Genomic DNA, 14,565 nt, shown 5'->3' with positions numbered 1-14,565 from the left:
ATGATGAAAGTGGGGTACCATTATGATAAATGTTGTGATTGTCGCCTTAATTTTCGGTTATTCTGGCTGGACCATCTATCGACATGTGCAAAAGGGAAAGCAGGGCGCTTGTGCAGGCTGTGATAAAGGAAAAAGCTGCTCGGCAGCATCGATGGATTCCCCGCTTTCTTGTTGTTCAACACCGGTTAACAACAAGAAGTAGGCTTGTAAAATGGGCAATAAATAGTGATTTATCGTTTAGCCTCCTTAACTAACGGGTATGTTTGTTATAAGCAACTACAGACAATACCAAGGAGGTAATTCCTATGAATACCAAAAAGACATTATTTACAACGGTCGCATTGGGAGCAGCATATTTACTGAAGAATAAGGGAACTCGCGATAAAATTATGAACGGCATTCAATCTTACACTTCCCAATCGAAGGCCAAAAAATCCAGTCGTACTGTTTAAGCTTCTGCTCTTGGATTTCAATAAAGGGGTGTTCCCTAAACCAGACTCTGGTTTAGGGAACACCCCTTGTTGTTTAGAACGGACAGCTCCCCGGATGTTTAGATCTCGCTTTCGCTCAGCAGCCACTGAATGATAGAACGAACCATGACACCTGTTGCTCCCTTAGGATTAACTCCACGTTCTTTAGATACATATGCAGTGCCAGCAATATCTAGATGAATCCATGGCAAGCCCTCAGCAAACTCACCTACAAATAATCCGCCTGTAGTGGCTCCACCATATCTTCCAGCAGTGTTACGGATATCGGCAACCTCGCTCTTTAGCATCTCACGAAATTCCGGGTATGCCGGAAGCTGCCATACCTTTTCCCCTGAATAGCTTGAAGCGGCCAGAAATCGCTCCAGAAACGCTTCATCATTAGTTACAGCACCTGTTGCTATATCTCCCAAAGTGGACAACACAGCGCCTGTCAGTGTAGCTACATCGATAATACGTTTCGCTCCCCATTCCCGAGCATAAGTCAGCGCATCTCCCAGTACAATTCTGCCTTCAGCGTCGGTATTCAACACTTCTATCGTTCGTCCGCTCATGGAGGTAATAACATCTCCAGGCTTAAAAGCATTGGCCGATGGCATATTCTCCGCAGATGGAATAACCATAACGACATTAATTCGTGGACGTAAGCGGCCAAGCGCCTCCATTACTCCGAGTACAGCCGCTGCCCCGCCCATATCACTAATCAGCTCTTCCATACCTGGTGCTCTTTTTAAGGAGATCCCGCCGGTGTCAAAGGTAACTCCCTTCCCTACAAGCCCCACTACGTTATCCCAATTCCCTGTCCCCTGATAACGGATGACGATCATTCGTGGAGGGTTTACACTTCCTTTTCCGACTGCGAGCAATCCGCCCATTCCTTTTTGCTCAATTTCCCGTTCATCCAGCACCTCAGAAGGAAAGCCATATCGCTCAGCAACCTCTATAGCGGCCACAGCAAGGTCTGAGGGGGTCAATAGATTACCAGGCATGTTGGTCAAGCTCCGCGCCAAATTCGTGGCCTCACCGAAAGCTAGCCCCTTCTGAATGCCTTGAGTCCAATCCCGTCCGGCATTACCCTCTAATTTCTCTTTTATAGTGAAAACAACTGCTGTTGGGCCTGTATAAAAAGACTGCACCTGCTTATAGGTAGCCCGACGATAGGAACCTAGCATTAGCCCCTCCGTCAGCGCATAAGCAATAGAAGTCACATCCTTCTCTACGGTAAGCTCCTGCAAGGTGTCCGGCACTTCAAATACCAGCTTGAGCGCCTTCAAACGAAGCGCTGCACGGGCTGTCTGAGCCCCCATTTGCCTTAGATCCTCAGTCGTGAGAAGTTGGTCCCCCCTGCCAACCAAAATAACAACAGGACAACCAGATGAATTCTCAGCAGGTAGTACATAAGTCTGATTAAGCTTGCCTTTAAATAGACCTGCCTTTCCCAATAGGCGAATTCTGTCATCCCATCCTTCGGAAAAGCCTCCATTCTCGACCTCAGACTCAGAAATAATAAGGATAAGGGCATCACCCTGCACATTGTTGGCAACACCACTGTTGTATTCTATATTCATTGTGATTACCTCCATTTGTTTCCCAAAACCAACACCCATTGTAACATAAGCAAAGGCTGATCTCCGCATCTGTATTATCCGCAGGGATCAGCCTCTTATTACTTATTCTAATGGATTAATGGCAAAGAGATCACAAAATGAGTACCCTCGTTAACTCTGCTGCTAACAGAAATGCATCCGCCATGATTTTTGATGATGCGGTCACTTACGGAAAGACCCAATCCTGTACCATTCTCTTTGGTAGTAAAGAAAGGATTAAATAACCTGTCCAGTGTACGAATATCCATTCCTTTACCGTTGTCAGATATGAACATACGGACCTCAGAGCCTTCTCTGCGGGCACCAACCTCGATTTTCCCCATCGAATCATCTTCTCGATCCGCTACAGCCTCCATCGCATTTCTAATCATATTAAGCACAACTTGCTTCATCTGTTTGACATCTCCAGAAATCACCATGTCCTCTTGAAGAGGATGAAGATTGATCTGGCAGCCCTTCATTAAAGCTTCGCTCTCTGTAAGGAGAACAACCTCCTTGAGCAATGCGGACACGGGTATCATCCCCACCTGCGGAACTGACGGCTTAGAGGAGGAGAGAAATTCATGGATAATATCGTTCGCACGATCGATCTCGGCCAATATAATCTTGGCATATTCCTCTTTCCCCAGTTGGTGCAAGTATGGATGAAGCAGTTGAATAAATCCCCGGATCGCGGTCAACGGATTCCGGATTTCATGGGCAATAGATGCGGATAATTTGCCTAGCATAGCTAAGCTATCGTTCTGGTAAGCCGTTTGTTCGATTAACTTATAATCCGAGATTTCCTTGACAGTGAACAAATAACAGCCTTTCATTTGCTCTCCGCAGCATAAAGTAACCTTCCAGTAACGGCCATACTCGTCTAGAAACTCATAATTTGATTTTCCTTTGTATACCATCTCTCTGTAGCTCTGCATTACTTGTTTTTTCTTGGAACGGCTCAGTCGAACATTAGACAGCAGATGGGAAAATGTGCAGCCCACAAGAGAGTGACGGGTAAGCTCGAGCATCCCGTACATTTGCTTATTTACAAAACTTATAACTCCCTCTTCATCAAAAAGCATGATTCCGCTGTCAATATTCTCTAGAACATCCTCGTATGTAGTATCCACAGGTCCAGTTTGATAGGTTCTTCCCGGTAATAGAAGACTTTCTTGATATTGGCTAATCACGATACGAAGTTCCCCCTTTTACTGCATTTGACGAAGACGCTTAAGCGACATCAAATTACTATGTATTTGAGTGTATGACGAAGCCGCCAGAACATTCGGTAATCGTTGCACTTTTTTCAACCGGTTCAATTATATTCCAATCATATCCAAGAGAACTAGACAACGCAATCGGAGAAACTGTCGAATGGTAAAAAAATTCATAAAATGATTCCAAAGACATATGAAACATCACATCAAATTATATTTATCGCTATTTATTCGCCTAAATGATTTAAAAAAATCTAAAAAGGATCACGAAAAACTAAAAAGGATTATAAAAAGCTAAAAAGCCCCCGCGATTGCGGAGGCTTACATGGAAATGGGGCATGCCCAAAAAATTAGTAATAAACTTATGCCTTTTGTTGCAGGCGTAGACGGCGCTGACTCATCACAGCTAACCTTTTTTTCAATTCCCGTTCCCACTTGGTATCCTCAATCTGTTTGGCTACAGCTAGCAGATCAAGCGCCATATCGATTTGATTGCGTACAACGGCTAGAGGATCTTCACTCTCGACGTTAATGACGTTCTCGAAAATTGCAGTTTCGTCTTCCATGACATAGTCCTGAAAGTCCACGTCGGTAACACCATCTCCATGTGCATATTCCGCTAAGATCTCATATTCATTCTCGACCTTGTAGTGAACCTCCACACGATGACATACCGGACAAAAAAGCAGGGGAACATTATGGACTTGCGTGCGATAATGTTTTAGGGTCCCCTTTGTTCCTACCATACTCGCTCCACAGCAAAAGCTCATATTTGTTCGCCCTCCTTAGAAATAACCCTTTGATTGTTTATTATTGTATTACATTACCCCAATGGAGATTCCTCCACTCGAGGACATAATATAACTTTTCGCGCCTATTTTCAAATCTATTTAGATATACAAGATCTTTTGGTGCAAAAAACCCCCTTACAGAAAATTTTCTGCAAGGAGGTAGAAATCAGAATATCAAAGATCACTATGATAACGGTCTAAAATTTACAGATTCTTATCGCCCGGCTTCCAGTTCATTGGGCATAAACCACCAGATTGCAAGGCTTGCAGAACACGAAGAGTTTCTTCCACACTGCGGCCTACATCATTGTGGTTAACGACTTGATATTTCAATTCGCCTTCAGGATCGATAATGAACAAGCCACGCAATGCGATACCTTCTTCTTCAATCAGAATGCCATAGTCTTTAGAGACTTGTTTCGTAATATCAGCTGCAAGCGGGAAATTCAAACGACCCAGGCCGTTGGAATCCTTAGGGGTATTAATCCAAGCTTTGTGGCTGTGGATCGAATCGATGCTTGCACCGAGAATCGCTGTATCAAGTGCTTCAAACTGTGCTGCTGCGTCACTGAGAGCTGTGATTTCAGTTGGACATACAAATGTGAAATCAAGCGGATAGAAGAAGAATACAAGCCATTTGCCACGATAATCAGACAAGCTTACTTTACCAAAATCCTTACCATCACCTGATACGGTTTCCATAGTAAAATCGGGAGCCGGTCTACCTACTAAACGTTCCGCCATTGCTAGAATCCTCCCTCTGATTATGTAAGAAAAAATACCATTTGTATCTCTCAATATACTGAAAAATGCTGAAATAGATAATATCTTGTCTACTTAACAAATGGTATCATCGCACAAAATCAAAGTCAAGATTAGATCAATTATTTATTTATAATTATTATAAATAAAGTATTAGGCTTTGCGGATTGCTGCAACAATCAGGTCGCCCATTTCAGTTGTACTGATCGCTTTGCTCTTATCCACGGCGATATCACTTGTACGGTGTCCTGCATCCAATACTGCAGCAACTGCCGCTTCGATTGCAGCAGCAGCATCCTCATAACCAAAGGTTAAGCGGAACATCAGGGCCAGCGACAAGATTGTTGCGATCGGGTTCGCAAGCCCTTGTCCGGCAATATCAGGAGCAGAGCCGTGAACGGGCTCGTAGAGACCATAGTTGCCGTCACCCATCGAAGCTGAAGCAAGCATACCGATAGATCCTGTCAGCATAGCAGCCTCGTCGCTCAAGATATCACCAAACATGTTCTCAGTAACGATAACGTCAAAGCTAGATGGACGGCGCAGCAGCTGCATTGCGCAGTTATCAACCAGTACATGCTCTACCTCTACCTCCGGATATTCTGGAGCAATCTTATTCACAACCTCACGCCACAAACGTGAAGTTTCAAGTACATTCGCTTTATCAACACTCGCCAGTTTATTACGGCGCTTGCCGGCAATCTCAAAAGCTTGGCGGACAATTCGTTCTACTTCCATTACGTTATATACACAGGTGTCCACAGCTTCTTCACCATGTTCTCCTTGACGGCGCAATTTATCTCCGAAGTAAATCCCGCCAGTCAGTTCGCGAACTACCATAAGATCTGTGCCTTCCAGGACTTCAGGCTTCAAAGTCGAAGCATCCTTAAGACAGTCAAATACGACAGCTGGACGCAGGTTGGAGAACAACCCCAGTGCTTTGCGAATTCCAAGTAGTCCGGTTTCGGGACGAAGCTCCTTTGGATTATTATCCCATTTTGGTCCACCAACAGCACCCAATAACACAGCATCTGCGCTACGACAGATTTCAAGTGTATCTTCCGGCAGCGGAGTGCCCTTCTCGTCTATTGCGATACCGCCAAATAATGCGTGCTCTGTTTCAAAAGCATAACCGAATACTTCTTCTGTTACTTTTAATACTTTTTCCGCTTCTGCTACAACTTCTGGTCCAATACCGTCCCCTGCGATTACGGCGATTTTTTTAACTTCACTCATCTCAGTCACTCCTCAAGTTTTCTGCTCTAACAGACATAGTTCTTCTTTATATTGTTGTATCATACCCAGTCGTAAAGGACAAAGATATAGATTCTATTGAGCTGATAGGTGTAGCCTATAAATAGAGAGGATCAGACCACTACCGTCAATGCTGAGCATATTTGCTCTTAGTTCTGAAGATGTTTACAATTAATATGAAGTCATCTATCAAAGGAGTGAATGCGAAGTGCAATATGCAAAGCTTGGCAAATCCGGCATGAAGGTCAGTCGCCTATGTCTAGGAACGATGAATTTTGGCCCGCAGACGGATGAAAAAGAAGCCTTCCGCATCATGGACGCTGCACTGGATGCAGGTGTTAATTTTTTTGATACCGCTAACATTTACGGCTGGGGCGAAAATTCTGGCCTGACTGAAACCATTATCGGACGCTGGTTTAAACAAGGCGGCGGACGGCGGGAAAAGGTTGTACTAGCCACCAAAGTTTATGGAGCCATGAATGATAACCTTGATGGTCCTAATGATGAAGAAGGATTATCCTCATATATCATTCGCCGCCATCTTGAAGGGTCCCTGCAGCGTCTTCAGACCGATCATATTGAATTGTACCAGATGCATCATATAGACCGCAGTACGTCCTGGGAAGAGCTCTGGGGGGCTTTCGAGCTGGCTGTGAGTCAAGGCAAGATTGGTTATGTCGGTTCCAGTAACTTTGCAGGCTGGGATATCGCCATAGCTCAACAAGAAGCAAAGGCTCGTGGTTTTCTTGGACTAGTCTCAGAGCAGCATAAATACAGCCTGACCTGTCGGCTTCCTGAACTTGAAGTTTTGCCAGCCGCTCGCCATCTGGGGCTAGGTATTATTCCTTGGAGCCCACTCGATGGAGGTCTGCTCGGAAGAAATGCACTCAAAAAAATAGAGGGCAGCCGGAGTGGCGGAAATGCAGATCGTGTAGAGCAGCACAAGAGCCAGCTTGAGGCTTTTGCCAGCTTATGTATGGAGCTGGGAGAACCACAGGATAATGTCGCTCTTGCTTGGTTACTGGCTAATCCTGCTGTAACTGCTCCAATTATCGGCCCCCGCACCCTGGAGCAATTTGAGAGTGCGCTGCGCAGTCTTGAGATTGTGCTAGATGAAGCTGTGCTTAAACGACTAGATGAAATATTCCCTGGACCCGGCGGTGAAGCCCCTAAAGCGTATGCTTGGTAGGTAAGTTCTATCACAAAGGAGCTGAGGCCTCAGCAGAATCAATACGCTGAAGCCCAGCTCCCTTTTATTCATTCTTATTCAGCTGTGTCCACGGTCACACTTCCATTACTCGTGCTTAAGTCCACAGTATAAGTGGCTTTACCAAGCACAGCGGTACCATAGCTATCGCCGTCCCGATCCCAGGGTACATTCCCCTTCAGCGAGCCATTGCTTGTATCTGCAATAATCTTCGCATCCGACACGGCCGGCAAGCCCACTATAATCTTCCCGTTACTGGATGTACATTTCCAGTTTCCGGTCACTGCTGAGTTTATAGTAATTTTGCCGTTGCTGCTCTTGGCTGACAACGCCCCATCAATGTTATCCAATACTATGGCTCCATTAGAGCTCACGAGTTCAACTTCACCTTGGATATTCTGTACGGATAGTGACCCATTGCTGGTATGCGCATCCACTTCGCCGACAATATCATGAATATTTAATGCACCATTACTTGTCTCAACCTCTATACCTGACTTTAGATTCCAGGCTTCTATAGAGCCATCACTTGTCTCAACCTCAACAGCAAGGTTATTGGGTGCACTTACATTTAGATAAGGACTTTTGGTATTGAATCCAAACTGAATGTTAGAGAACCAATTATGATCGGTATCAAGCTCCATAATCAGTGTATCTCCTTCAGTACTAACCTTCCATTTCTTTTCTAGTGCACTTTCAGCATCACTTTGCGATTTTCCAGGCAGCAGTAAACTTCCCTCATAATCCAAAGAGCTTCCAGCTACACCCTCAACCTTTACTTTTCCACTTGGAAGTACAATTTTGAGCGTCGTAATATTCTCTTTCACTTCCACATTCCCACTAAGCGGAGTTAGATGTGTATTACCGATCAGATTGCTGAGTGAACCTCCGGCCATTACTGTCTGAGCACCACTTGCTCCGATCAGCACAATAATTAACAGGATGGCCCAGCCGCTTACACGGCTTTTGACATCGGATTTGATAAAAAGTCTAATCAACATCTCAAGTCCGAATAAGACCAACAACGCCGGCCATAAAAAACCAAGCACCTCATAGCTGATCATATCATACTGAGCCATCACGATAATGACACCAAGGGCAATGCAGCCCAAGGCTGCTGTGAAACTTCCTATTTTCCATCTCCCCATAGTTAAATCCCCGTTTCTTATGCTCTCGTATTGTTCCTTAACATCTTCAGTCCGTACGCAATCAGACCCACTGATAATAAGATCGTGCCGATGTTGATCTCAGTCAGCATATCCCAAAGGGTAGGGAAAGCTGTGATTACCAACATGAGGAATCCAGCAACAACACAGCCGATTCCCACCCAAGCTGGATTGATCTCTTCATGCGGATATCCAGGCATAGAGGACATCCCCATGGTCCAAGGGGCTCCGAAGCTGTCTGGATGAAACATCATTCGTTCGTGTTCAGCAGCAGTTATTTTCATCCAAGCCGCCTTCTGCAGGGCATCAAACAATTGATAAAACCACAGCGCCGCCAGGGCAAACGGGAAGATCAAGGGCTCGGACGGAATAAACATTATACATAAGGACGCCCCGATCATAAACTGTAAACCCTGCTTTTTAAAGCCTAAGTACAAATGACCTACTCCAGGTACCATAGCCAGCATAAAAGTGAGCCAACGTCTCTTCTTAATCATAATACATCCTCCTAAAATTTGGGTAGCAAAACTTTAGCCAATTTAAACATCTATTAATGATCAATTATTTTATTTCTATCTCCCAAAAGCCACCAAACCACTGGGTTACTGAATTCGACATATGGCCGTTTATTTCGGTAATGCCATAGGCCAAATTCTCAAATACCCCAAACTGCAACAATAACAAACTGAGGCAAGCAGCCACTCCATAATGAATCCATGAGGTTTTTGGGGCAGAACGACGTCTTACATTTGTCGCCTTAGTCGCTCGTGATCTGCGCCCTGTTTCGAGCTGCTCAATATGTGTCATAACATCTGCTGCGAGATCCGGGAAGTCCATCTGCGCCTGCAGCTGTTCTCTGTCAGCATCCATTTCCGACCACAGCTCCGACATTGCTTTGGCTTCCTCCAGCCACTCTGCGCAATCAGGACATGACTCTATGTGCAATCGGATACTCAGCTCCATCTCTGGAGACAGTAGGCCGTCTATATAATGTGGCATCCATTCCTTCACTATTGCACAATTCATCGCCATTCCTCCCTTTGTTTACGCATCATCTGTCTGGCTCGATAAAGCTGCGATTCGATTGTTTTCACGGAAACTCCCTTTTGCTCTGCAATCTCTTGGTAGGAATTCCGCTGAAAATAGTACAGCTGGACGACCGACCGGTACGGTTCCGCCAGACTGTTCACATTCTCTCCTAATTCAGCTGATGTTTCCTGCTCAAGTACCTCATGCTCCGGAGTTTGAGACGTTACCCAATCATTTTCTGTGTAATCAGCTGCACTTCGGTACTTCCACTCCCTATCGTTGGCCCGTTTCCAGTCCAGACAGGTGCGGTAGGCAATCCGATACAGCCATGTCGAGAAGGAGGACTGTCCTCTGAAAGAGGGGAGCGCTTTATATGCTTTTATAAAAACCTCCTGGGCCATATCTTTGGCCGATTCGGCTTCCCCTGTGATTTTGACGCATACTCTGTATACCATGCCTTGGTAACGTGTCACCAAATGCCCAAAGGCTTGATGTTGACCGTTCAGCACAGCAGCAATCCATTCTGCCTCTTCCAGCTTTCTCCCCTCCTTCACCTTCATAACGTTAGACGCCAGACAATCCTTCCCCCCTGCAACCTATGCATAAATTTTTTTGAATTTTTTGAAATAGGCCGAAGAGAGGAATATATAGTTTGTTGTCGAATAATGTTTAACTATTATGACTAAAAGAAAACTCTTCTTAATTATCGCATTGTTTCTTATTATACTCACTGGATTTCGTATCCTATGGGTAATGATTTCTCCACACACCACACAACCAACATTGATCAATGGGGTGTTGGATTTACGGGATCAAAATATGAATCCGGACAAACTTCTTATTTTAGATGGGCAGTGGGAGTTCTACCCGGGTATGCTGCTTCCTTCATTCAACGAACAATCTCTAACCTCTGCTCCTACAAAATATATACAAGTCCCGGGGAACTGGAAAGATGCACTTAGCGATAGCGATAGTGATAAATCTGCTTATGGCTACGGCTCCTATCGACTACGTGTGCTTACAGATAATAATAAGAAGCAATCTTATAGTCTTCTCATTTCCGGAGCTCGCTCTTCTTCAGAAGTGTATATCAATGGTGAACGGCTGGGCAGCTCTGGCACTCCTGCTGAGAATAAAGAGCACTATATCCCATACATACTGCCTTATTCAGTATCCTTTACAACCGATAAAAGTGAGATTGAAATTGTGATCCATGTAGCCAACTATTCCTTCTCCCAAACGGGGGGAATTTCTAAAACGATTGTATTTGGCAGCGAAAAAGCTTTAACACAGGAAAGACTGCTATCTATTAGCCTACAGTTGCTATTATGTGTTGTTCTACTGCTGCACGCTGTATATGCTGTTATTTTATATATAATTGGGCTGCGGCAAAAGATGTTGATCTATTTTTTTCTGCTGGTAATATCCGCTATAACTACCGTACTCATAGATGATGACAGGCTTTTATTGCACGTATTTCCCTTGAACTATCAATGGAATTTCAAACTATTTTTTATCTCTTATATTGCTGTATTTATTTTTATCCTGCAGACAAGCAAACATCTTTTGTTCGCGGATTTAAAAATAAAAAGTATTCGTATCCTAACCATCCTGTCCATAGTAGACATCCTGTTCATATTATTTGGACCCGTTGTTCACTATTATGAATTTCACACACTGATTTTCGGCATAAATTTATTAGTTTTAGCATTAGGTGTCGTAATTCTTTTTCTGAGATCTATTGTTAAAAATTACGAAGGCTCTATTTTCCTGTTGTTATCCATGCTTGCCATCGTTAACAGCACACTTTGGGGAATGTTCAAGAATTATAACTGGGTCAACGTTACCTATTATCCTTTTGATCTAATTATCGCCTTTTTGTGCTTTGCGACTTTTGGATTTAAGCGATATCACTGGAATACTAAGGAGACAGAAAAACTGGCGCACAGCCTGCAGAGAAGTGTTACGCAAAAGGATGTTTTTTTGGCTAACACCTCACATGAATTAAAAAATCCGCTGTACAGTATCATTAACATTGCCGAAACTGTTCTGGACAGCGAGCGTGACACTGTAACGCATCAAAATGCTGAGAATTTAAAACTGCTCATTACTGTTGGAAGACGTATGTCCCTTCTGGTAGACGATCTGCTGGATCAATCCCAGCTCCGTGAAAGCAATATACAATTGCAGCTCAGAGAACTTAAGATTCAATCCTTCGCAGTGGGTGTGCTTGATATGTTCAAATTCTTAACGGAAGGGAAATCTTTATCCTTAGTCTCAGAAATACCAGATTCATTCCCTTCTATTGTGGCTGATGAAAAAAGACTCATTCAGATCTTGTTCAATCTGCTTCAAAATGCTGTTAAATATACGACTGTAGGCACGATAAGAATCCATGCAGATATTCATAAAAAATCGGCGCAGATTCATATTACGGATACTGGTCTTGGCATGAACGAGGAGACGTTGCTCAGAGCTTTCCAGCCCTATGAACAGGGCGACTCCAGCATGAACGAAGTTAGCGGTGGCATCGGGCTTGGATTAAGCACCAGCAAGCAGTTAGTTGAACTTCACGGCGGGAAAATCAGTGTAGTCTCTACACTTGGAGAAGGTACTACCTTCACATTCACAATGCCGTTATACGATTCAACCAGCCGGGTATTGAATTCAGAACTGCCCTCTATGACTGAATTCTCGGACACGCCATCTATGATCACTTTATCCAAATTAACCGCGCCGGGTATCGTTTCATCAGCCCATGGAAGGAGACCCAAGCTTCTGGCTGTAGATGATGATCCGGTTAATCTAAAAATACTTACCAACGTACTTTCCATCAAGGACTATGAAATCGTTACGGTGACCAGCGGAAACGATGCTTTACTATTGCTGGATACCGCTCAGTGGGATTTAATTATTACAGATGTAATGATGCCACAAATGTCCGGGTATGAACTGGCGCATAGAATTCGTGAACGTTACACCATTGCTGAGCTTCCCATTTTGCTTCTGACGGCACGAAACCAACCAGAAGATATTTATACCGGATTCATTTCAGGTGCAAATGACTATGTAATGAAGCCTATGAATGCAATAGAGCTGAAGGCCCGTGTACGCTCCTTAACAGATCTAAAACAGTCCGTAAACGAACGGCTTCGTGTGGAAGCTGCCTATCTTCAAGCGCAAATACAACCACATTTCTTGTTCAACACATTAAATTCAATATCCGCGCTGGCCTCTTTTGATATTAATAGAATGAGTCACCTTGTGGATGCCTTCAGCTCTTATTTGCGTTTAAGCTTCAATTTCCTGAATGCTGAGCCTATGATACCGATTGAACGAGAGCTTGAGCTTGTTCGTGCCTACCTCTACATAGAGAAGGAGCGCTTTGAAGATAGGATGACCATTCATTGGGATTATGAGGAAAGCTTGCATTTTCAGCTGCCGCCTCTGACTATACAGCCACTGGTTGAAAATGCTGTCCGGCACGGTATTTTGAGTCGCTCCCAAGGAGGAACGGTGTCCATAACCATCAAGGAACAAGCTGGCGATATTGAAATCACGATATCAGACAATGGCCAAGGCATGAAAAACGAACAACTCCAGCAGTTGCTCAGCAATCCGTCTAATGATGTACGAGGAATCGGATTTTTAAATACACATAAACGGCTGTTGCGGGTCTACGGAAAAGGGCTGCAAATTAAAAGCTCCGAAGGGAAAGGAACTTCTGTGAGTTTTATTATTCCTTCTGACAAAAAAAATCCGCTTCGAAAACTTTCTGATTAACAGACAAACTATTGTGAACCCAAATATCAAGTAAGGATTCGACGTATTTTTGGCTAAAATACTATATCTGAGTGGTGATTAATAATGATTCAGGCAATATTAGTTGACGATGAACGGCTTGCCCTTGTGAAATTAGAGTTTATGTTAAAAAAAATACCATCCATACATATAGCCGCTTCCTATACGGACCCCTCGCAGGCCATTCAAGAGGCTCCGTCTTATCATCCTGACGTTATTTTTATTGATATTGAAATGCCTGAAATTAATGGTCTTCAAGCTGCGGAGATGCTCCAAGAGACCTGTCCAAACGCAAATATTATCTTTGTTACCGCGTATAACCATTATGCTGTGGAAGCCTTTGAGATCAATGCGCTCGATTATATTTTGAAGCCTGTGCGAAATGACCGACTACTGAAGGCCGTCCAACGGTTAGAAGAAAGATTGTCACTTGCCCCAAAACTCATCATTGCAACAGAAGAGGTAACCATTCGTTGTCTTCAATCGCTTCGTTTTGAACGAGGCGGACAATCTCTGAATAATCTGCGTTGGAGAACCTCTAAGGCCCAAGAGTTATTTGCTTTTTTGCTCCATAATCGCAACCGCTTTGTAAGTAAAGACATGCTGATTGAACTGCTGTGGCCTGACTTTAATCTGAAAAAGGCTTCTACCCATCTCTATACAACAATTTATCAAGTCCGGCAATGCTTAAAGCAGAATGAAGTCGACCTGCATATCAGCAACCTTAGCGGGGGGGAAGGCTATACCCTTGAAACCGGATCAATGTTGATCGATGTAGATAAGTGGGAACAGGGGATTCTGGCTCTGGAAACCATTAGTGAAGTTAATTGTGCGGAGCATCAAGTTTTATTCGAGCTTTATTCTGGAGATTACTTTGACGATTATGATTATTTATGGGCCGAAAGTGAGCGGCAACGCCTTCGTACCATTTGGCTGCACCATGCAATGGGCATTGCCCAATTTTATATAGAAAGCAACAGAATTGCCGAGGCCGTTACTGTCTATCAACGAGTAGTGCAGCTTCAGCCTTATTTTGAACAAGGGCATTTAGGATTAATGAAGGTCTACGACAGTATTGGAGAACGTTCCGCTGTGGAAGAGCAGTACAAGCTGCTCAAGGAGTTGTTCCAAAAGGAACTTAACCTTGGCCTTCCAGCCAGCGTTGAGCACTGGTACGAGCAATGGGAACAGTTTAACCATAGAGTGCGATGAGCTAAATACCCTATCAAGACATAATAAAGACACCCGGATAAAACCGGGT

14 protein-coding genes are annotated in these 14,565 nt (G+C 44.0%); 5 read left to right on the top strand and 9 right to left on the bottom strand.

Features of this window, described 5'->3' with window-relative positions; translation table 11 throughout:
* Positions 1-22 precede the first annotated feature (22 nt).
* Complete coding sequence (locus MHH86_RS06480) at positions 23-202, top strand: FeoB-associated Cys-rich membrane protein (protein WP_038569228.1); 180 nt, start codon at positions 23-25, stop codon at positions 200-202.
* 103 nt (positions 203-305) lie between these two features.
* Entirely contained in the window at positions 306-452 is a 147-nt protein-coding gene (locus MHH86_RS06475) for a hypothetical protein (RefSeq protein ID WP_169744741.1), read from the top strand.
* 98 nt (positions 453-550) lie between these two features.
* Here MHH86_RS06475 and MHH86_RS06470 read toward each other — a convergent pair whose 3' ends face one another.
* The 5 genes from MHH86_RS06470 to leuB form a co-directional block, all read right to left on the bottom strand.
* Entirely contained in the window at positions 551-2,056 is a 1,506-nt protein-coding gene (locus MHH86_RS06470) for a leucyl aminopeptidase (RefSeq protein WP_341001531.1), read from the bottom strand.
* 107 nt (positions 2,057-2,163) lie between these two features.
* Positions 2,164-3,267, bottom strand: coding sequence for an ATP-binding protein (locus MHH86_RS06465; protein WP_038569226.1), 1,104 nt, complete (start codon positions 3,265-3,267; stop codon positions 2,164-2,166).
* Between the two features lie 389 nt (positions 3,268-3,656).
* Positions 3,657-4,064 carry a hypothetical protein gene (locus MHH86_RS06460; protein ID WP_036680100.1) on the bottom strand — a complete coding sequence of 136 codons (408 nt, stop codon included), beginning with the start codon at positions 4,062-4,064 and terminating at the stop codon, positions 3,657-3,659.
* Positions 4,065-4,289: 225 nt separating this feature from the next.
* Positions 4,290-4,829 carry a peroxiredoxin gene (locus tag MHH86_RS06455; RefSeq protein WP_036680102.1) on the bottom strand — a complete coding sequence of 180 codons (540 nt, stop codon included), beginning with the start codon at positions 4,827-4,829 and terminating at the stop codon, positions 4,290-4,292.
* 171 nt (positions 4,830-5,000) lie between these two features.
* Complete coding sequence (leuB, locus tag MHH86_RS06450; protein ID WP_036680106.1) at positions 5,001-6,083, bottom strand: 3-isopropylmalate dehydrogenase; 1,083 nt, start codon at positions 6,081-6,083, stop codon at positions 5,001-5,003.
* 226 nt (positions 6,084-6,309) lie between these two features.
* Here leuB and MHH86_RS06445 point away from each other — a divergent pair, with 226 nt between their 5' ends.
* Positions 6,310-7,290 carry an aldo/keto reductase gene (locus MHH86_RS06445; protein ID WP_036680109.1) on the top strand — a complete coding sequence of 327 codons (981 nt, stop codon included), beginning with the start codon at positions 6,310-6,312 and terminating at the stop codon, positions 7,288-7,290.
* A gap of 74 nt (positions 7,291-7,364) precedes the next feature.
* Here MHH86_RS06445 and MHH86_RS06440 read toward each other — a convergent pair whose 3' ends face one another.
* The 4 genes from MHH86_RS06440 to MHH86_RS06425 all read right to left on the bottom strand — a co-directional run bounded on the left by MHH86_RS06440 (position 7,365) and on the right by MHH86_RS06425 (position 10,063).
* Complete coding sequence (locus MHH86_RS06440; RefSeq protein WP_036680112.1) at positions 7,365-8,456, bottom strand: DUF5668 domain-containing protein; 1,092 nt, start codon at positions 8,454-8,456, stop codon at positions 7,365-7,367.
* A gap of 17 nt (positions 8,457-8,473) precedes the next feature.
* On the bottom strand, positions 8,474-8,971 hold the full coding sequence (locus MHH86_RS06435; RefSeq protein ID WP_036680114.1) for a hypothetical protein: 498 nt from the start codon (positions 8,969-8,971) through the stop codon (positions 8,474-8,476).
* Positions 8,972-9,035: 64 nt separating this feature from the next.
* Positions 9,036-9,500, bottom strand: coding sequence for a zf-HC2 domain-containing protein (locus tag MHH86_RS06430; protein ID WP_036680116.1), 465 nt, complete (start codon positions 9,498-9,500; stop codon positions 9,036-9,038).
* Positions 9,497-10,063 (bottom strand): RNA polymerase sigma factor, encoded by a 567-nt coding sequence (locus MHH86_RS06425; RefSeq protein WP_051491104.1) that lies wholly within the window; start codon positions 10,061-10,063, stop codon positions 9,497-9,499. The genes MHH86_RS06430 and MHH86_RS06425 overlap by 4 nt, the downstream gene beginning before the upstream one ends.
* Before the next feature lie 118 nt (positions 10,064-10,181).
* Here MHH86_RS06425 and MHH86_RS06420 point away from each other — a divergent pair, with 118 nt between their 5' ends.
* The gene (locus MHH86_RS06420) at positions 10,182-13,286 is read left to right on the top strand and encodes an ATP-binding protein (RefSeq protein ID WP_342479660.1); all 3,105 of its coding nucleotides are present in this window, start codon (positions 10,182-10,184) and stop codon (positions 13,284-13,286) included.
* An 84-nt stretch (positions 13,287-13,370) separates the two neighbouring features.
* Positions 13,371-14,516, top strand: coding sequence for a response regulator (locus tag MHH86_RS06415; RefSeq protein ID WP_081384450.1), 1,146 nt, complete (start codon positions 13,371-13,373; stop codon positions 14,514-14,516).
* The last annotated feature ends 49 nt before the right edge of the window (positions 14,517-14,565 follow it).

The organism is Paenibacillus sp. FSL F4-0097 (assembly GCF_038593125.1).
GTDB classification, from domain to species: Bacteria; Bacillota; Bacilli; order Paenibacillales; family Paenibacillaceae; genus Paenibacillus_AQ; species Paenibacillus_AQ odorifer.
This window is presented reverse-complemented; position numbering and strand designations above follow the sequence as displayed.